The sequence below is a fragment of the Kineosporiaceae bacterium SCSIO 59966 genome (genome assembly GCA_020881835.1).
Taxonomy (GTDB): Bacteria; Actinomycetota; Actinomycetes; order Actinomycetales; family SCSIO-59966; genus SCSIO-59966.
Genome location: CP052876.1, coordinates 53,483 through 72,047, shown reverse-complemented (window position 1 = coordinate 72,047; position 18,565 = coordinate 53,483). Strand labels below are relative to the sequence as shown.

General features: G+C 73.6%; 19 protein-coding genes. 7 read left to right on the top strand and 12 right to left on the bottom strand.

The genetic code is table 11. From position 1 onward, the window contains the following. The first annotated feature begins 59 nt into the window (after positions 1-59). From paaA to paaK, 5 genes are read left to right on the top strand one after another with little or no spacing between them, the layout of a single operon-like run. Complete coding sequence (gene paaA / locus HJG43_00325) at positions 60-1,079, top strand: 1,2-phenylacetyl-CoA epoxidase subunit A (protein UER55572.1); 1,020 nt, start codon at positions 60-62, stop codon at positions 1,077-1,079. Further along, positions 1,076-1,420: a 1,2-phenylacetyl-CoA epoxidase subunit B gene (paaB, locus tag HJG43_00320; protein ID UER53253.1), complete on the top strand. Its 345-nt coding sequence runs from the start codon at positions 1,076-1,078 to the stop codon at positions 1,418-1,420. Before paaA ends, paaB begins: the two co-directional genes overlap by 4 nt. A gap of 29 nt (positions 1,421-1,449) precedes the next feature. Continuing rightward, complete coding sequence (gene paaC, locus HJG43_00315; protein UER55575.1) at positions 1,450-2,202, top strand: phenylacetate-CoA oxygenase subunit PaaC; 753 nt, start codon at positions 1,450-1,452, stop codon at positions 2,200-2,202. Next, positions 2,196-2,693, top strand: coding sequence for a phenylacetate-CoA oxygenase subunit PaaJ (paaJ, locus tag HJG43_00310; protein ID UER55574.1), 498 nt, complete (start codon positions 2,196-2,198; stop codon positions 2,691-2,693). Before paaC ends, paaJ begins: the two co-directional genes overlap by 7 nt. After that, entirely contained in the window at positions 2,582-3,856 is a 1,275-nt protein-coding gene (gene paaK, locus HJG43_00305) for a phenylacetate-CoA oxygenase/reductase subunit PaaK (GenBank protein ID UER55573.1), read from the top strand. The genes paaJ and paaK overlap by 112 nt, the downstream gene beginning before the upstream one ends. A gap of 154 nt (positions 3,857-4,010) precedes the next feature. On the opposite strand, the gene HJG43_00300 is transcribed toward paaK, so the two are convergent. The 6 genes from HJG43_00300 to HJG43_00275 form a co-directional block, all read right to left on the bottom strand. Then, positions 4,011-5,240 (bottom strand): glycosyltransferase, encoded by a 1,230-nt coding sequence (locus HJG43_00300; GenBank protein UER55571.1) that lies wholly within the window; start codon positions 5,238-5,240, stop codon positions 4,011-4,013. Positions 5,241-5,358: 118 nt separating this feature from the next. Continuing rightward, positions 5,359-6,075 (bottom strand): DUF2267 domain-containing protein, encoded by a 717-nt coding sequence (locus tag HJG43_00295; protein ID UER53252.1) that lies wholly within the window; start codon positions 6,073-6,075, stop codon positions 5,359-5,361. A 176-nt stretch (positions 6,076-6,251) separates the two neighbouring features. After that, a complete protein-coding gene (locus tag HJG43_00290) occupies positions 6,252-7,235 on the bottom strand; it encodes a pirin family protein (protein ID UER53251.1) in 984 nt (327 codons plus the stop codon). Between the two features lie 70 nt (positions 7,236-7,305). Continuing rightward, positions 7,306-9,831 (bottom strand): multicopper oxidase domain-containing protein, encoded by a 2,526-nt coding sequence (locus HJG43_00285; protein UER53250.1) that lies wholly within the window; start codon positions 9,829-9,831, stop codon positions 7,306-7,308. Beyond that, positions 9,828-10,907 (bottom strand): hypothetical protein, encoded by a 1,080-nt coding sequence (locus HJG43_00280; GenBank protein ID UER55570.1) that lies wholly within the window; start codon positions 10,905-10,907, stop codon positions 9,828-9,830. Before HJG43_00280 ends, HJG43_00285 begins: the two co-directional genes overlap by 4 nt. A gap of 75 nt (positions 10,908-10,982) precedes the next feature. Then, positions 10,983-11,663 (bottom strand): helix-turn-helix domain-containing protein, encoded by a 681-nt coding sequence (locus tag HJG43_00275; protein UER55569.1) that lies wholly within the window; start codon positions 11,661-11,663, stop codon positions 10,983-10,985. Between the two features lie 90 nt (positions 11,664-11,753). Here HJG43_00275 and HJG43_00270 point away from each other — a divergent pair, with 90 nt between their 5' ends. Further along, positions 11,754-12,044, top strand: a complete 291-nt coding sequence (locus tag HJG43_00270; protein UER53249.1) for a DUF2249 domain-containing protein — start codon at positions 11,754-11,756, stop codon at positions 12,042-12,044. Between the two features lie 36 nt (positions 12,045-12,080). Here the strand turns inward: HJG43_00270 and HJG43_00265 are convergent, their stop codons facing one another. The 4 genes from HJG43_00265 to HJG43_00250 all read right to left on the bottom strand — a co-directional run bounded on the left by HJG43_00265 (position 12,081) and on the right by HJG43_00250 (position 15,843). Next, positions 12,081-13,481, bottom strand: coding sequence for a formate--tetrahydrofolate ligase (locus tag HJG43_00265; protein ID UER55568.1), 1,401 nt, complete (start codon positions 13,479-13,481; stop codon positions 12,081-12,083). Positions 13,482-13,494: 13 nt separating this feature from the next. Then, on the bottom strand, positions 13,495-14,097 hold the full coding sequence (locus HJG43_00260; GenBank protein UER53248.1) for a cadmium transporter: 603 nt from the start codon (positions 14,095-14,097) through the stop codon (positions 13,495-13,497). After that, positions 14,094-14,453, bottom strand: a complete 360-nt coding sequence (locus HJG43_00255) for a winged helix-turn-helix transcriptional regulator (GenBank protein ID UER53247.1) — start codon at positions 14,451-14,453, stop codon at positions 14,094-14,096. The genes HJG43_00260 and HJG43_00255 overlap by 4 nt, the downstream gene beginning before the upstream one ends. Positions 14,454-14,535: 82 nt before the next feature. Next, positions 14,536-15,843, bottom strand: coding sequence for an ISL3 family transposase (locus tag HJG43_00250; protein ID UER53246.1), 1,308 nt, complete (start codon positions 15,841-15,843; stop codon positions 14,536-14,538). Positions 15,844-16,074: 231 nt separating this feature from the next. Here HJG43_00250 and HJG43_00245 point away from each other — a divergent pair, with 231 nt between their 5' ends. Next, entirely contained in the window at positions 16,075-17,304 is a 1,230-nt protein-coding gene (locus HJG43_00245; protein UER53245.1) for an MFS transporter, read from the top strand. Here the strand turns inward: HJG43_00245 and HJG43_00240 are convergent. Further along, complete coding sequence (locus HJG43_00240) at positions 17,291-18,076, bottom strand: cytochrome c oxidase assembly protein (GenBank protein UER53244.1); 786 nt, start codon at positions 18,074-18,076, stop codon at positions 17,291-17,293. The genes HJG43_00245 and HJG43_00240 overlap by 14 nt on opposite strands. Continuing rightward, complete coding sequence (locus tag HJG43_00235; protein ID UER53243.1) at positions 18,069-18,539, bottom strand: DUF2243 domain-containing protein; 471 nt, start codon at positions 18,537-18,539, stop codon at positions 18,069-18,071. The genes HJG43_00240 and HJG43_00235 overlap by 8 nt, the downstream gene beginning before the upstream one ends. Positions 18,540-18,565: the final 26 nt, after the last annotated feature.

Sequence of the window (18,565 nt, the reverse complement as noted above, 5' to 3'; positions counted from 1 at the left end):
CCTCCCGCATCCTGGGAACCGACCGTTCGGTCGGTTGGAGCAGACACGTGGAGGGTCTCGTGTACGGCAACGACTTCGGTGAGCAGCCGGACCAGCGCCCGTCGGGGGTCGCCGCGCCCGCTGCGCCGTCCTCGGAGGAGGACGCGGCCCTGCAGGCGGAGTTCGACCGCCTGATCGCGGCCGACGAGCGGATCGAGCCACGGGACTGGATGCCGCAGGGCTACCGCAAGACCCTGATCCGCCAGATCGCCCAGCACGCGCACTCGGAGATCATCGGGATGCAGCCCGAGGGCAACTGGATCACGCGAGCCCCCAGCCTGCGCCGCAAGGCGATCCTCATGGCGAAGGTCCAGGACGAGGCCGGCCACGGCCTCTACCTCTACAGCGCCGCGGAGACCCTCGGGGTCGACCGCGCCGAGCTGCTGGACCTCCTGCACACCGGCCGCCAGAAGTACTCGTCGATCTTCAACTACCCGACGCTCACCTGGGCCGACATGGGCGCCATCGGCTGGCTCGTCGACGGCGCCGCCATCGTCAACCAGGTGCCGCTGTGCCGCTGCTCGTACGGTCCCTACGGCCGGGCGATGGTGCGGATCTGCAAGGAGGAGTCCTTCCACCAGCGCCAGGGCTTCGAGATCCTGCACACCCTCAGCCACGGCACACCGGAGCAGAAGCAGATGGCGCAGGACGCCGTCGACCGGTGGTGGTGGCCGTCGCTGATGATGTTCGGCCCCCCGGACGACCAGTCCCCGAACAGCGCCCAGTCGATGGCGTGGGGCATCAAGCGCCACTCCAACGACGAGCTGCGTCAGCGCTTCGTCGACATGACCGTCCCGCAGGCGCAGGTGCTGGGACTCACTCTGCCGGACCCCGAGCTGCGCTTCGACGAGGAGTCCGGCCACTGGCGGTTCGGGGCCATCGACTGGGACGAGTTCTACGACGTGCTCAAGGGCAACGGCCCGTGCAACGCCGAGCGGCTGCAGACCCGGCGGGCCGCGCACGAGGAGGGGGCCTGGGTCCGCGAGGCCGCCGCCTACGCCGCCAAGCAGGCCGCCGACCCGCAGGCGGTGGTCGCGTGAGCACCGGCACCCCGGACGCCGCTCAGGCCCCGGACGTCGCCCAGGCCCCGGACGCCGCCCGCCGGGACTGGCCGCTGTGGGAGGTGTTCGTCCGGCCGCGCCGCGGCCTGAGCCACCAGCACGTCGGGTCTTTGCACGCCCCGGACGCCCAGCTCGCCCTGCAGAACGCCCGCGACCTGTACACCCGCCGCAGCGAGGGGGTGAGCATCTGGGTGGTGCCGGCCGCGCAGATCACCGCCAGCAGCCCGGACGAGAAAGACGCGTTCTTCGACCCGGCGGCGGACAAGGTGTACCGGCACCCGACGTTCTACGACATCCCCGAGGGGGTGCCGCACCTGTGAGCGCACGGGCCACCCCCGCGACCCGGGCGCTGCCCGATCTCGCCCGGTACGCGCTGTCCCTCGGCGACGACGCGCTCGTGCTCTCGCACCGCTGCGCCGAGTGGATCGCGCACGCCCCTGAGCTGGAGGAGGACGTCGCGCTCGCCAACATCGGGCTCGACCTGCTCGGTCAGGCCCGGATGCTGCTCACCTACGCCGGCGAGGTCGAGGGTGCCGGCCGCGACGAGGACGACCTGGCCTACCTGCGCGAGGAGCGCGACGTCCTCAACGTCCAGCTGGTGGAGCTGCCCAACGGTGACTTCGCCGTGACCATGGCGCGGCTGCTCGTCTTCTCCGCCTACGCCCAGGCGCTGTACCGGCGGCTCGAGCGATCCGCCGACGAGCGGCTCGCCGCGGTCGCCGGCAAGGCCGTCAAGGAGGTCTCCTACCACCTCGAGCACGCGTCGTCCTGGGTGATCCGGCTCGGCGACGGCACGTCGGAGAGCCACCGGCGGATGCAGGCCGGTCTCGCCGCCGTCTGGCCGTACGTCCCGGAGCTGTTCGACGGCTCGTGGGTCCCCGAGGGGCTGCTGGAGGACGGCGTCGCCGTCGACCCGGCGTCCCTGCGCGCCGAGTGGGAGCACACCGTCACCCCCGTCGTCTCCGCGGCGACTCTCGCCGTGCCCGAGCCGAGCCGGCGGCTGCCGCTCGGCGGTCGCGACGGCGTCCACACCGAGCACCTCGGGTACCTGCTGGCCGAGATGCAGCACCTGCACCGTTCGCACCCCGGGGCGACCTGGTGAGGACGGCGACGTCCCGCGCGCAGACGGCCCGCCGGGTGGCCGGTGAGGTGGCCGACCCGGAGGTACCCGTCCTCACCATCGCCGACCTCGGCGTGCTGCGGGACGTCGAGGTCACCGAGGACGGGCGCGTCGTCGTCACCATCACGCCCACCTACTCGGGCTGCCCGGCGATGGACACCATCCGCACCGACGTCGTGGACGCCTTGCGGCGCAACGGGTTCGCCGACGTCGAGGTCCGCACCGTGCTGTCCCCGGCGTGGACGACGGACTGGATGACGGACGAGGGCAAGAGGCGCCTCGCCGAGTACGGGATCGCCCCACCCGGACGCCGCCGGGCCGGCGGGGCGGTCCCGGTCACCCTGTCGGTGCGCTGCCCGCACTGCGGCTCCCTCGACACCCGAGAGCTGTCGCACTTCGGCTCGACCGCGTGCAAGGCGCTGTGGCAGTGCCGCGCCTGCTCCGAGCCGTTCGACCACTTCAAGGCGATCTGAGGGGCCCCGACGTGACGACTGAGGTGAGCGGCGACGTGACGGACGAGGCCGGCACCACCTCGACGCACCAGCAGGTGGCGGCCTCCCGCGGGCACAGCACCTTCTACCCGCTGCGGGTCTCCCAGATCGAGCAGCTGACCGACGACGCCGTCGCGGTGTCGTTCGACGTGCCCGACGACCTCGCCGACGTGTTCGCGTTCACCCCGGGCCAGCACCTCACCCTGCGCGCGCACCTGGACGGCGAGGAGGTCCGCCGCTCGTACTCGATCTGCTCGGCGCCGTCCGAGCACCGGCTGCGGGTCGCGGTCAAGCGCCTGGAGGGCGGGCTGTTCTCCGGGCACGTCAGCACCGGCCTGCAGGTCGGCGACACCCTTGAGGTGATGCCGCCCGCCGGCCGGTTCGGCGTCGCCGTCGACCCGGCGAACGCCAAGCACTACGCCGCCGTCGTCGCGGGCAGCGGGACCACGCCCGTCATGTCGATCCTGCGCACGGTGCTGGAGACAGAGCCGGCCAGCCGGTTCACCCTCGTCTACGGCAACCGGACCACCGCGTCGGTGATGTTCCTCGAGGAGCTCGCCGACCTCAAGGACCGCTACCCCGACCGCCTCCAGCTGGTCCACGTGCTGTCCCGCGAGTGGTGGCAGGACGCCGACCTGCTCCACGGCCGCATCGACGAGGAGAAGCTGCACAGCCTGCTGGACACCCTGCTGCCCCCCGACGACGTCGACGAGTGGCTGCTGTGCGGTCCCTACGCCCTGGTCCAGCAGGTGCACGCCACGCTCGTCGAGCGCGGCGTGCCCAAGCCCGACATCCACCTCGAGCTCTTCCACGTCGAGGGCGAGGCGCCGCGGATGACCCGTCGGGTCAGCCTGGACGGCGAGGAGTCGGGCAGCGAGGTGACCGTCCGGCTGGCCGGGCGGACGACGACGTTCCCGATGCCCGAGGAGGGCTCGATCCTCGACGCGACCCTCGCCGTCCGCAACGACGCCCCGTACGCGTGCAAGGGGGGCGTGTGCGGCACCTGCCGCTGCAAGGTGGTGGAGGGTGAGGTGGAGATGGCCCGCAACTACGCCCTCGAGGACGCCGAGATCGCCGCCGGCTTCCGGCTGGCGTGCCAGTCGGTGCCGACGACCCCGAAGGTGGTCCTCGACTTCGACGCCTGACCCGCGGAACCCCCCTCCACCGTGATCCCTCCTCCCCCCTGTTCGTGATCATGCAATCCCGCCACCCTCGTACCGCCATCACGTGTGCCGCCACCACAACCGACCGCGGCCGGGTCGGCGGCCCCGTCGCCGAGGACAAGCAGTCGCCTCGGCCTCAGCGGCGGGCCGAGGACACTGCCGCCCGCCCCGAGACCGCGGCGTAGACGCCGGCCACCCGGGACGACAGCTCCGGCCAGGCGTACGCCGCGGCCCGGGCGCGGGCCGCCCGGCCGAGGCGGCCCCGCAGCTCGTCGTCGGCGACCAGCCGGTCGAGGGCCGCCGCGAGCGCGTCGACGTCACCCTGGGGGACCAGCAGCCCCGTCTCGCCGTCCCCCACGACCTCGGGGATGCCGCCGACGTTGCTGGCCACGACCGGCAGGCCGGTGGCCATCGCCTCGACCAGGACCGACCCCATCTCCTCGTAGGCGGACGGGAGCACCAGGACGTCCAGCCCGGCGAGAACACCGGGGATCGCGTCGTGCGGGACGAACCCCGACAGGCTGATCCGGTCGCGGGCGGGGCTGTCGGCCACCAGCGACTCGACGCGCGAGCGCTCGGGGCCGTCCCCCACCACCACCAGCTGCGCCGGCTGGGCCATCCGCGTGAACGCCTGCACCACGAGGTCCGGCCGCTTCTGCGGGGCCAGCCGCCCGACGTAGCCGATCCGCAGGCCGCCGGCTCGCTCCGGTGGCCGGTCGGCCGGGGCCGCGAAGATCGAGGGGTCGAAGCCGGAAGGGATGACGTGGACGCGCTCCGCGGCGATCCCGTCGGCCAGCAAGCCCGCCCGCGCCCGCGTGGTGAGGACGACGACCGCGTCGGCCCGGCGCAGGGTCGCCCGCTCGACCGCCCCGCCGAGCCGGTGCAGCAGTAGGGCCCGCAGGCCGCGTCCGCGCAGGGTGTGCTGCACGCTGCAGTGAACGGTCGCCACCAGCGGGCACCGGTGCCGGCGGGCGGCCAGCCAGGCCAGTGGCAGGACGGCGAGGTCCTCCCCCTGGTGAGCGTGGACGACGTCGACCCCCGACCGCCGTCGCAGCGCGGCCGGCAGCGCCGCGAGAGCCCAGAACTGGCGCAGAAACCGGACCGGCAGGCCGACCCGGACCACCAGCGCGCCCGCGCCCAGCCGAGTCGTCCCACGGGGCCCGGCGAGCCGGGAGGTCAGGACGGTCTGTGCGACGCCTCGGGCGTCCAGGTAGCGGGTGAGCACCGCGGTGTGGTTCTGCATCCCGCCGACGGGGTCGAACCCGGCGGTGCGGCCGTCGAGCTCTTCGCCCAGTCGGCGGCTGGGGTCGGGCGCGGGCTCGAAGACACTGCAGAGCCGGAGGACCCGCAGTCCGTCGGCGGCGATCGCATCTGTGCTGGTCACGGGCACACCGTGGCACAGTGCACCGGTCGGTGTCGTGGAACGCGCCACCGACCTGAGCAGCGGGGCCGCCGTGGGTGTCGTCACCGCAGACGCGGCGGCGTCATCCCGATGCGCCGATCTCCTCCACCGCCCTGTTGATCCTGCGGGCGAGTTCCACGTCCATGTCGGTCACGCGGTCGAGGGAGTGCGTCCAGACCTCGAACGTGACCGCTCCCTGGTCCTGCGTGACTCGTGCGTGATGGTCCAGCTCCCGCTCGACACGACCGACGGCGTCACGGAGCGGCCGCACCCGGTCCGGCGGGAGCACCACGGTTCTCCGCAGCCGGAGCTCGTCACCCTCCCATCCGGTCAGTCCGTCCAGCTGTCGGGCGATCTCGTCTCGGTCGAGAATGCGGGGGCTCTGCCGGGTGGGTACCCCGGACCCCCGAGCGGTGACTCCCTGGTCGATCGGTGAGAACAGGTCGTGGCCGTCCGGTAGCCGCCGGGCGATCAGCTCCGCCACCTCGGGCTCGGCGTCGGCCACGGTGGCGAGCACGGCCTGGGTGTAGAAGCGGGCCCGTTCAGCCGGGCAGCCGCTCCGCTCGCTCACCGTGCGCACCAGGGCCGCACTGCTGGCCACCGGTGTGGCCGGACCCGGGAGTGCTGCGGCGCCGCGGAGCGCACCGGGCAGGACGTCGGCCAACCGCCCCCGCTCGTCGTCGTCCAGCGCCAGTGCGACGACGGTGACGACCGCCTCCACCGCCTGCCGTGCCTCGTTGCTGTCGGCAGCGTTCGCCCGCGCTCCTGCTGTCTGGATCAACGTCGAGTAGTCGATCACTGAGTCCCTCCGAACAGTCGACGGTGGACGTCTGCGCGACGGGCCGAGGTGATCGCTGCGTGCTCGACCCGGGCGACGTCCATCCTCCTCCGCGAGGGGAGCACGTGCAGCCAGAGGACGAGCGCTGCAGCCGAGCCCGGGCCGCGGCGACCCAGCACGGTGGATACGTTGTCGCGTCAGCCCTCGACGACGGACGTCGGCGCGCCGTGCACGGCCGGGACCCGGCCGAGGCGGCCGGCCTGGAAGTCCTCGAACGCCTGGACCACCTCGGCGCGGGTGTTCATCACGAACGGCCCGGCCCAGGCGACCGGCTCATGGATCGGCCGGCCGCCGAGCAGCAGCACCTCGAGGTTCGGCTCGGCCTGCGGCTGGGTCGGGGCCGCGGCGACCGACAGCGCCCCACCGGCGCCGAGGACGGCGAGCTGGCCCTTGCGGATCCGGTGGCCCTGCGGGCCGACCGTGCCCTGCCCGGCGAGCACGTAGACGAGCGCGTTGAAGTCCGGCGGCCAGGCCGTCTCCAGCCGGGCGGCCGGACTCACCGTGGCGTGCGCCATCGTGATCGGAGTCGTCGTCACCCCGGGCCCGCGGTGGCCGCCGAGGTCACCGGCGATGACCCGGACCAGCGCACCGCCGTCGTCCGAGCTGACCAGAGCCGACTCGTTCCCGCGCAGGTCCTGGTAGCGCGGCTGGGCCATCTTCTGGGCCCGTGGCAGGTTCACCCACAGCTGGACGCCGTGGAACAGCCCGCCGCTGAGCACCAGCTCCTCCGGCGGCCGCTCGATGTGCAGCAGCCCGCTGCCAGCGGTCATCCACTGGGTGTCCCCGTTCGTGATCACGCCGCCGCCGCCCTCGGAGTCGGCGTGCTCGAACGTCCCGTCGAGGATGTAGGTGACGGTCTCGAAACCGCGGTGCGGGTGCCACGGGGTGCCCTTCGCCTCGCCCGCGGCGTACTCCACCTCGCCCAGCTGGTCCATGTGGATGAACGGGTCCAGGTCGCGCAGGTCGACGCCGGCGAACGCACGCCGGACCGGGAAGCCCTCGCCCTCCAACCCGTCGGGCGCGGTCGTCACCGAGCGGACGGGCCGCTCGGTGAGCACGCTGCGGTCGACCCGCGGCAACCGGGGCAGCACGGTGAGATCAGGAACGGTGATCGCGGGCACGGCAGGCCCCTTCCGGCAGTGGTTAGACATTCAACCACCGCCAACGGTAGCCCGGTCGCCGGCATTCCGGTCACGGCACCACCTCCAGGACGCCGTGCGCGCCGCGCTCGGCGTCCACCATGGCGTGCGTGACGAACGGGTAGCGGCCTGGCTCGGGTAGCTCCAGCTCGACGAAGCCGCCCTGCGCCGGGGCAAGAGCCAGGACCTGCGCCCCGCCCGGACCCGGCCGCAGCCGGTAGTCGCCCTCGGACCACACCGTGTCGAACTGCCCGCCGACGACGTGGAACGCACTGCCCCGCTGCGGACCAGCCGCCAGCACCCACACCCGCACCCGCTCCCCCACCCGGGCGGTCAGCGGCTCCCGGTCGTACTGGTTCGCGTACCCGTTGAACACGACGAGGTCCGGTCGCTCGGCGGCGACCCGGTCGGCGTCCGCCACCCCGCCCTGCGGCCCGAGGTAGTACTCGGATTGCACGAGCACGTACTCCTGGTCGACCTGCGGCAGGTCCGGCGGGTCGATGACGACGGCGCCGAACATGCCGTTGGCGATGTGCAGTGACATCGGCGCCGTCGAGCAGTGGTACATCCAGATGCCGGCCCGGGTGGCGGTGAACCGGTAGCGCAGGGACTCCCCCGGCTGGATCGTCCGCATCGGCCGGTCGGGCGCGAGCGCACCGGCGTGGAAGTCGATCGAGTGGCCGATGCTCCCGTCGTTGACGAGGGTGACGTCGAAGACGTCACCGATCCGGCCGCGCAGCGTCGGTCCGGGCGCCGTCCCGCCGAAGGTCCAGAGCGTCTGCCGGACGCCGGGGGCGACCTCCCGCTCGACCTCCCGGACGAGGAGGGTTACCTCGTGCACCGCGCCGGCCGGTGCGGGGTCGAGCCGCGGGTCGTAGGGGTCGAAGGCCGGTCCCGGGTCGGCCTGCACGTCGAGGTCCCCGACGGCGCGGACGGTCAGCACCATGCCCATCTGCCGGTGCCCGGCGACGGAGCACCACCCGTCGAGGTCCGCCGTGACGACACCGGCGTCCAGGCGGGTCCGCTCCTCGGGGCCGACGCGGTCGCTGCGGGCCCCGTTGGCGAGGACGAGGTCGTGCCGGTCGTCGCCGGTGTTGTCGAGGACGACGACGAGCCGGTCCCCGGCGGGCACCTCGACGACGTCCGGCACGTACCGCATCCCCTCGACCCGGACGGTGACCGTCGTCGTCCGGCCGGTCTCCCCGGCCGGGGCGGCACCGGCCGCGGGGGAGGCGGTGGTGAGCGGGATGCCGGCGGCTGCGGGGTCGAGCGCCACGCCGCCGGCCGTGCCGGCGAGGACCACGGCGAGGCCGGCGGCAGCCATGCCCAGTCGGCGCTGGGCGGTCGGGTGCCGTTGCGGACCGGCAGGCTGCGGCGGCGCCCCGCGCAGCCGGCGGGCGAGCAGGACGGCGCCCACGAGCAGGGGCAGGGCGGACCCGAGCGCGACGAGGACGACGACGGAGAGCACGACTCGCACGAGGCTCGGCACCGGGAGGACGGCGAGCAGCAGACCGGCGTTGGCAGCGGTGAGCCGGGCCCAGCCGGAACGTCCGAGCAGCGTCGAGGTCGCCCGCTGCACGGACGGCCCGCCGCCGAGCACCACCGGGACGAGGTAGCTGAGCGCGCCGAGCAGCACCTGGGCGGCGAACCCCGCCAGCAGCGGCGCGGTCAGCGCACCGGCCCGCTCACCGGCGACGGCCCAGTCCCCCGCGGTCGCCAGCCCGACCGCGAGGACGACGAGCGACCCGGCCAGCCACAGCATCCCGGCGAGCACGGAGGCGGTCGGCAGCTCGACCGGCGCCTTACGGCGCACCTCCTCGGCGTGCGGGACGGCAACCGCGACGACGCCGGCGAGGACGACGAGCACGCCGACCGCGGCGAGGACGAGCGAGCCGGCCAGGGCCGCAGCCGCCGCAGCGGCGACCCCGCCGACGAGCACCGGCAGGGCCCGCCGGGCGGCGCGCTCTGCGCCGTCCGCGACCCGGGTGCGCAGCATCGTCGGCCACAGGGTGACGAGCGTGCCGACGACGGTCAGCCCCACCCAGCCGAGCAGGTTGACGACCTCGTGGGCGACGACGAGGCGACCGTGCCCGGCATCGGACAGCCCCGGTCGGCCGAGCAGCACCCCGAGCACCGCCCCGACGGGCAGGGCCAGGCCCGCGGCGACGTAGTAGCGGACGGTCACACCGAACCGGGACGGCAACGCGGCCCGCGCCCGGCGCAGCAGCGCGGTGGCGTGCCAGCCGGAGACCCCGGCGACGACCACCGCGCCCGCCGTCACGAGGACCCGGGCACCGGTGACCGTGCCGACGACGACACCGAGCGCGCCCGCGTTGAACAGCACGAGCCGCAGCCCCTGGCCTCGGCGCAGCGACTCGGTCGGCAGCCGCAGCAGGGCCGCCGCGAAGTGCCAGGTCCAGATCAGGATGGCGTTGCTCACCGCGCCGAGCACGAGCAGGTGCACCAGCAGCCACCGCGCGGCCGGGACGAACGGGTGGACCAGGGCGACGACGACGAGGGCGAGCAGCCAGGCCGCGACGACCGCACCGGTCCGCAGGTGCCAGGCGGCACGGCTCACGACGACGTCCGGGGACGGTTGGCCGTGGCGGCGGACCACACGGCGACCGCGACGAAGAGCAGGACGGCGACGACGTTGAGCAGGCCCCCGAGCTGCCAGGCCGAGCCGACGTCGCCCAGGTCCCCGACCGCGATGCGCAGGGCGAGCGAGACGTGCAGCAGGATCAACGGCGCGTACATGGCTGGCCGGTAGGGAAGAGGCCGGCGCAGCACCGCGGGCAGGATGACCGGGGCGTGCGCGATGATCATCGAGATCACGAAGCCGAGGAAGACGGCGTGCACCACGGCGTCGTAGCCGGGGCCGGCGGTGACCGGCCCGCCGAGCAGCCAGATCCCTCCGGCGACGGCGAGCCAGCCGTACCCGGCGAGCAGGGCCCAGCCCGTGAACCGCGGCAGCCCGGTGCCACGGACGGTGTGCCGGGCGACGTCGTAGCGGGCCAGCCAGGCTGTCGTGGCGAGCAGCGCGGCACCCGTGCCGGCCGCTCCCGCGACCGGCCACAGCAGCCCGACGAGGACGCCGGCGGCGAGCAGGCCGGTGGCCGCGACCACGACGGGCTCCGCCCGCGGGTCGAGGACGGCGACCCGGGCGAGCTCGACCCGCTCCCCGGCGACGGTGAGAACGAGGAAGCCTGCCAGCCAGGGCAGCAGGTGCGGGACCGGGACGCCGCCCCACCACAACAGCGCTGCCCCCACCGCCAGCACGGCACCGAGAGCCTGGACGACGACCGCCGCAGCCGGCTGACGACCCCACAGCGGCAGGTAGACCGCGACGAGGGCCGCTGTCCCGGCAGTGAGCAGCGCACCGGCGAACGCCGGGGACGGTACGGCGACGAGGGCGAGTCCGCCGGCGCCGAGACCCGCAGGGGCCAGGTAGCCCCAGCGGCTGCCGAGGGCGACGGCCCGTTCGAGGGCGACGAGGGTGCCGGCGAAGCCGAGGACGAGGAGCACCCCGTGCACCTCCCCCAGCCGGGGCGCGGCGAGCGGGGCCGGCAGCCCGAGCAGCGTCACGGCGGCGTCGAGGCCGAGCAGCAGGGCGGCGGCGGCGGGCAGCAGGAGCAGCAGCCGCGGCCAGGGCAGCCTCCGCCTGGTCGGCGGGTGGCCGGCCGCGCCAGCGGTGACGGGTCCAGCCAGCAGCTCAGTCACGGAGGGCCTTCAGGCCGCCGTCAGCAGGTGCAGGCGGCACGCGCCGACCTCCGCGAACGGGATGAGGGCGGTGCGTTCGGGCTGACCGCCGTAGGCCTCCATGGCGCCCCGGACGATCCCGAGGTGCACCTGGCAGACGACCTCGGGGTACCGGCTGGCGACGTCGAGCAGCGGGCACCGGCGCAGGGCGGCCGTCGTGCAGCGGGCGTCGTCCTGCGGGGCGAACCCGAGCTCGTCGAGCAGGGCGACCACCCGGCGGCGCACCGCGGTCGCCGACGGCGGCCGCTCGAACGGGTGGGCGGCGGCAAGCCCGCGGCCCCAGTCCCGACCGGCGGCCAGGGCGTCGCCCGTCGGGTCCGCGCTCCTCAGCGCGATGTGCGCAGCCAGTGCGGTCGCCAGACATGCGTAGTCGCGGACCCTGGTGTCAGGCTCGACGAGGTCGGCCGCGGCCGCGTAGGTCCACGCCGGCCGCCCGCGTCGCCCGGTCGCCTGTCGCCCCCGGACGACGAGGCCCCGCTCGACCAGCGCGTCGAGGTGCTCGCGGACGGTGTTCGGGTGCAGGCCCAGCTCGGCGGCGAGCCCGGTGACGGTGAGCGGCTCACCGCTGTGCTGCAGGCGTTCCAGGACGACGGCGCGCTGGCCCGACAGCGAGCGGCCCGTCGCCCCGGTCCGGACGGGTGCCGGCCCCATACCGGGTTTAATTTCCACGGGTACTATTGTAGTAAAACAAGACGCCGGGCCACCAGCCCGGTCCCGCTCCCTCCTTAGAAGGGTCCTCCCATGCAGCAGTCGGTCTCCATCAGCGGTCACGACTCGGGCGGGTGTGCCTGCGGCGAGCACGACACCGCGCTGCCTGAGCTCGACGTCCGGGCCATCCCGCACGCGATCCGGCACGGCGCCGTCCTCGGTGCGGTCGACGCCCTGCCGACGGGCGGCGCCCTCGTCCTCGTCGCCCCGCACGACCCGCAGCCCCTGCTCCGGCACCTCACCGAGCGGCACGGCGGGGCGCTGGACGTGGCCTACCTCGAGCGCGGCCCAGAAGCGTGGCGGCTGCAGCTCACTCGCCGCTGACCCGTCCGGTCGCGGCGCGACCGCCGGCGGACGGCCTCAGGACAGCCCGACGACCTCGCCGTCGTCGTCGAGGTCGATCCGCTCGGCGATCGGGTGCCGCGGCAGACCGGGCATGGTCCGCATGTCACCGCAGACCGCGTAGACGTACCCGGCGCCGGCGGCGAGCCGGACCTCGCGCACGGGCAGCCGCCACCCGGTCGGCGCACCGAGCAGCCGCGGGTCCGACGACAACGACAGGTGCGTCTTGGCGACAACCACCGGCAGGTGCCCGAAACCCAGCTCGGTGAACCGGCGCAGGTCCGCGGCGGCCGCCGGGGCGAGGTCCACGCCGTCCGCCCCGTAGATCTCGCGGGCGATCCGCTCGATCTTGTCGGGCAGCGGCACCTCCGGCTCGTACAGGAAGCGCAGGGTGGACGGCTCCCCGGCGGCGGCCACGACGGCCTCGGCCAGGGCGAGCGCGCCCTTGCCGCCCTCGGCGACGTGCGTCGTCACGGCCACCCGGGCCCCGGCGTCCTGCGCGAGCCTGCGGATCACGGCGTGCTCGCTCGGGTGGTCGCCGGGGAAGGCGTTGATCGCGACCACGGGGGAGATGCCCAGCCGTCGGGCGATCCGCAGGTGCGCCAGCAGGTTGGGGGCCCCCGCGCGCACGTCGTCCGGGTTCTCCTCGAGCATCTCCGGCGGGAGCGGCCGGCCCGCGACCACCCGGTAGCGCCCGGAGTGGGCCTTGAGCGCGCGGACGGTGACGACGAGGACGGCGGCGTCCGGGACCAGCCCGGAGACCCGGCACTTGACGTCGACGAACCGCTCCAGCCCCATGTCGGCGCCGAACCCCGCCTCGGTGACGAGGTAGTCCCCGGTGCGGACGCCGACGAGGTCGGCGACCACCGAGGAGTTCCCGGTGGCGATGTTCCCGAACGGCCCGGTGTGCACGAGGGCCGGAGTGCCCTCGAGGGTCTGCAGCAGGTTCGGCTGCAGGGCGTCGCGCAGGATGACTGCCATCGCCCCCGCCGCGCCGAGCATCTCGGCGGTCACCGGCGCGCCGTCCCGGGTGGAGGCGACGACGATCCGGCCGAGCCGGCGCCGCAGGTCGGCCAGCGAGGTCGCCAGCGACAGGATCACCATCACCTCGCTGGCCGCGGTGATGTCGAAGCCGCTCTGCCGCGGCACCCCGTCGACCCGGTCGCCGAGGCCGATGACGACGTTGCGCAGTGCCCGGTCGTTGACGTCCAGGACCCGGCGCCAGGAGACCGTGCGCTCGTCGATGCCCAGCTCGTTGCCGTGGTGCAGGTGGTTGTCGACCTGTGGCTTCGTTCGCTTGGTGGCGGGGTTTTTGCAGCGCTCCGTGGCGGTCTTGTTGCCGCGATCACGCAGGACTGGCTGCAGGTAGGTGTCGCGGTCTGAACCGAGAGGGGTGCGCCCGGTCGGGGCCGTTTGGATCGCTGCCGCTACGTCAGAGTCCGAAGGCTCCGCCGCTGACGAGGATCACGATGCCGAGGCCGATGAGAACGATGGGGAAGAGGATGTGCTCCCAGCGTTCGAGCACTTCGGCGATCGGGGGGCGGGTGGCGACGAACTTTGCCAGGGCCACCAGGACCGCGACGAGCGCGAGGAAGACGATGCAGTAGGCGACTACTGTGAGAGGTTCCACGATGAGGAAGACAGGGGTGTAGACGCCGATGTTGTCGCCGCCGTTGGCAAAGGTGACGCCTGCGACTGTCCACACGCCGACCTTCTTGCCGGCAACCTTGGCCTCGTCGTCATCGTCGTCATCGTCTCCGCGCCAGGCCTGCCATGCGGCCCAGAGGCCGAGGCCCAGTGGGATGAGACCGAAGTACGGGATGGCTGCCGAGGGCAGGAATGCTCCGGCACCGATGGTCACCAGGACCGCGGCACCGAGGATGCCGGCGAATCCGAGGTACTGGCCGGCCAGAATGCGGGCGGTAGTGCCGCGCTGGCCTGCCCCTCGCGCGAAGAAGAGGGAGAGCACGATGATGTCGTCGATGTTGGTCGCTGCGAACAGGCCCATCGCCTGCAAGACCGAGGTGAGGATCATGCGCCCTCCCCAGCTGCGTCGCATCCGGGAAGCGAGCAGGCGGGATCGATGCACGGGGCGTCTTCGTCCACTGCCAGGGTGGCATCGACCAGTGCCGTCAGCGCCTGCGCCAGGTGTGAATCGGCGATCTCATATCGTGTCCGACGACCCTCGGGCTCGGAGACGACGATCCCGCAATCGCGCAGGCATGCCAGGTGGTTGGACACGTTCGGGCGTGTCAGGTCCAGATCTCGGGCCAGTTCCGCCGGGTAAGCGGGATGGTCGAGCAGGGTCAAGATGATCCGGGATCGAGTGGGGTCGGCCAGTGCACGACCCAGGCGGTTCATCACGTCGAGACGCGAAGCAATAGTCAGCATGGACTGAACTATACAGCGCGCACTGAACACTCGGTCACAGGCGTCAGCCCAGATCGCATGCCCGTATGGGGAACCCGGCTCTTCACGATTGAGGGTGTAGTCGCGGTCTGAAGCCTCCGGTCTCGAGCAGGGACCGCGCGATGTAGTTGGTCAGGTTGCGGAAGCCGAGGGCGGAGCCGCGGAGGTGCTCGAGGCGACCGTTGATCGCCTCGGTCGGTCCGTTCGATGTGCCGGGGCGGTCGAAGTAGGCCAGGACGTCGGCGGCGCGGCGCGTGAGGGTCCGGCCCAGTTGGCGCAACTCGGTCAGGCCGGTGGGCACCGCGCTGGCGAGGGAGTCGATGATGGCGGCCATGACCTCGCGGCCGCGGGTCTTGTCGGGGTCGCGGTAGGCGGTGATCATCCGCTGGTAGACGGCCCAGGTGGTCTCCACAGCGACGTGGGCGTCAACGGCGAACAGCTCCTGCAGGCGGTGAGTCTGCTTGCCGGTGAGCAGGTCAGCGCCGGTGAGCAGGGTCCGCCTGGCGTTGTAGAGCGGGTCGCCCTTACGGCCACGGTGCCCGCGGGTGTCCTGTTGGACGCGGCGTCGGCAGTCCTCCAGGGCGTCCCCGGCCAGCCGTACGACATGAAATGGGTCCATGACCGCGACGGCGTCGGGCAGCTCTTCGGCGGTGGCGGTCTTGAAGCCGGTGAACCCGTCCATCGCGACGACCTCCACGCCGCGGCGCCAGTGCTGGGGCCGGGCATCGAGCCAGGCCTTGAAGGCCTGCTTCGAGCGGCCCGCGACCATGTCCAGTAACCGTGCCGGCCCGGTGCCCTCGCGCACCGGGGTGAGGTCGATGATGACGGTGACGAACTTGTCGCCGCGGTGGGTGTGCCGCCAGGCGTGCTCGTCCACGCCGATGGTGCGCACGCCGTCGAAACGGTGCGGGTCGTCGATCAGGACGCGTTTGCCTTCGGCCAGGACCGCGGTGTTGGCGGTGTTCCACGACACCGCCAGGGCCTCGGCGATCCGGGCCATGGACAGGTGCTCGATCACCAGTCCCTCCAGCGCCCACCGCAACGCCCGACGCGACAGCTTCGCGCGCGGCTCAGCAGCCTTGGTGGTGTCCTGGCGCCACACGTGCCCGCACCCGGTGCACCGGTATCGGCGCACCGTGACCAGCAGGGTCGTGGGACGCCACCCCAGCGGTTCGTGGGCCAGGCGCCGGGTGACGGTGTCCCGAGCCACGCCCTCGGCTCCGCACCGCCGGCACCACTGGTCCGGCTCGACGACCCGGCAGGTGAGCACCGCCCGATCGGGCTTGAGCAGTTGCCCGGTGACCTCAAGACCGAGCTCATCGAGACGGGCGAACGTGGTCAGGTCCGGTGCAGCGAAGGTAGCGTCAGGCATGTCGAGGTCTTTCGGATGGGCAGCGTCAGAACTCCCATCATCGGAAGACCTCGACCCCTACCCGGCCAACGACGCGCCGTCGCCACCTACACCGTCAACTGCGAAGAGCCCGTTTCACTGGCTCGCTTGCCCAACGTGCCGATAGCACACCGACATTCGTTGAACTAAGTGTCCAGTCGCCATCCGACGACGGGACCTCGGTCCCGCCCGGGTAGCCTCCGCTCGACGTCCGTGCCCAGGAGGACCCCCGTGCCCGTCCCGCGACCACGCCTGCCCGGCGACCTGCCGCGCGAGGTGTGGGCCCTGTCCGCGGTCGCGTTCGCGGTAGCCATCGGGTTCGGCATCGTCGCCCCCGCGATCCCGCTGTTCGCCCAGGAGTTCGGCGTCGGCGCGACGGCGGCCGCGGCGGTGGTGTCCGCGTTCGCGTTCATGCGCCTGGTGTTCGCGCTCGCCGGTGGGCGTCTCGTCGACAGGTTCGGCGAGCGGTGGGTGCTGGCCACCGGGCTCGCGATCGTCGCGGTGTCGAGCCTGTTCGCCGGCCTCGCGCAGACCTACACCCAGCTGCTCGTGCTGCGCGGGCTCGGCGGGGTCGGGTCGGCGATGTTCACCGTCTCGGCGATGAGCCTGCTGCTCCGGGTGGCCCGGCCCGAGCAGCGCGGGCGGGCCACGAGCCTGTGGCAGGCCGGCTTTCTCGTCGGCGGGCTCGCCGGACCGGCCCTCGGCGGCATCGTCGCGACCATCTCCTTGCGGGCCCCGTTCTTCGTCTACGCCGGGACGCTCGCCCTCGGCGGCGTCGTCGCCGTCGCCACCCTCGCCGGCGCCCGGCTGCGCGACGACGTCGGCACGGGGGAGGGCGCGCCGCAGCGGATGACGCTGGGCGCCGCGCTGCGCCGGCCCGCCTACCAGGCGGCACTCGTGGTGAACCTCGGCACGGGCTGGGCGCTGTTCGGCGTCCGGTCGGCGGTGATCCCGCTGTTCGTCGCGGACGCGCTGGGCCGCGGACCGTTCTGGGTCGGCATCGGCTTCCTCGTCGGCTCCGCCGCCCAGACCGCGCTGCTGTGGCCGGCCGCCCGGGTTGTGGACGCCGTCGGACGCCGCCCCGCGATGCTCGCCGGGACGGTGGTGACCACGGCGGGGGTGGCGGCCCTCGCCCTGTGGCAGACGCTGCCGGTGTTCCTCGTCGCGATGGCGGTGTACGGCGGGGGAGCGGCCTTCCTCGGTGCCGCGCCGGCCGCGGTCGTCGGGGACGTCGTCCGCGGCCGCGGCGGCACCGTCGTCGCCGCGTTCCAGATGTCCTCCGACGTCGGCGCCGTCGCCGGCCCGCTCGTCGCCGGCTGGCTCATCGACGGGATGTCGTTCGGGGCCGCGTTCTGGGTGACCGCCGCCGTCCTCGCCGTCGGCGCGGTGCTGAGCGTCCGGATGCCGGAGACCGGCGTCACCACCCGCGTCAAGCGGGCTTGACGCGAGCGACCCGGCGCTGCCGCAGACCCTGCCGTCGGTACCACCCGGCCAGCACGAGGACGGCGAGGGCGACCTCCGCGACGTCCCCGCCGTAGTACATCCACTGGGCGGCGGCCTGGACCTGCTCCACCGGGTGCATCCCGGCCAGCGGCGGCTCGGCGGCCCTCGCGTAGACGAGCTTCGCCAGCCAGGCGTGGGCACCTGCGGCGACGACGAGCACACCGAGCCGGGTCGTCGTCCCCGGCCTGCCGGGGGCCGGCTCGACCGCGGCGACCGACCACGTGAACAGGGAGCCGGCGAGCAGCAGGTGCAGGTTGACGAGGTGGTGCACGACGGGGTCGGTCATCGCCAGGTGGTACAGCGGGGTCAGGTAGAGCACGAACAGCCCGCCGATGTCGAGCACCGCCGCGACCACCGGGTGAGCCAGGACCCGCAGCGGCGCCGAACCGAGGACGGCGACAAGCCGGCGGCGGCCACCGGGTGGCAGGGCGCCGAGGGCGAGGGTGACCGGAGCGCCGAGGACCAGCCCGAGCGGCGCGTACATCGCCAGCAGCAGGTGCTGGAGCATGTGGCCACGCGCGTCGTGCGCGGCGAACCCGGCGACGGGAGGCGACAGTGCGACGGCGACGGCCAGGGCGCCGAGGAGGAACGCCGCCGTCCGCCACGCCGGCCACGAGCGCCGCAGCCGCCGCCGGGCGACAGCGGCACCGGTCAGGTAGCCCCCGGCCAGCAGGAGGCCGACGGCGGGCCCGAGGGGCAGCGGGTCACCCACGACCTTCGTCCCGGCTGCGGCGCAGCATGACGATGCCGGCGACGAGCAGGACGACGCCGACGAGGTTCCACGCCAGGTCGTAGGGCAGCAGGTCCACGCCGTAGCGGACCTGGTGCACCCGGAGCACCTTGTGGTCGACGATGCCGTCGAACAGCTGGAAGACGGCGAGCCCGGTGACGAACCGGGCCCACGCGGACCGTACCGCCAGCGCCTGCCGGCGGCGCAGGTCGGCGACGAGGAAGAAGCCGCCGACGATCGCCACCAGCTCCGCGGCGTGCAGCAGACCGTCGGACATGAGGCCCACCGCGGGAGTCGACCGGTCGTAGAAGTGGTGCCAGGCCAGCACCTGGTGGTAGACGATCTCGTCGATGGCGGCCATGATCCCGACGCCGATCAGCAGCGCCGCCGTGACGGAGCGGCGCCGGTCGAGGTGTGTCGTGACGGTCCCGGTGTCCACGCTCATGCCGGCACCGCTACCCCGTGGGGGCG

Coding starts and splice junctions, on each gene's coding strand:
- HJG43_00235 (UER53243.1), bottom strand. CDS start 18,539: ATGAGCGTGGACACCGGGACCGTCACGACACACCTCGACCGGCGCCGC.
- HJG43_00255 (UER53247.1), bottom strand. CDS start 14,453: ATGCTGACTATTGCTTCGCGTCTCGACGTGATGAACCGCCTGGGTCGT.
- HJG43_00275 (UER55569.1), bottom strand. CDS start 11,663: ATGGGGCCGGCACCCGTCCGGACCGGGGCGACGGGCCGCTCGCTGTCG.
- HJG43_00270 (UER53249.1), top strand. CDS start 11,754: ATGCAGCAGTCGGTCTCCATCAGCGGTCACGACTCGGGCGGGTGTGCC.
- HJG43_00250 (UER53246.1), bottom strand. CDS start 15,843: ATGCCTGACGCTACCTTCGCTGCACCGGACCTGACCACGTTCGCCCGT.
- HJG43_00260 (UER53248.1), bottom strand. CDS start 14,097: ATGATCCTCACCTCGGTCTTGCAGGCGATGGGCCTGTTCGCAGCGACC.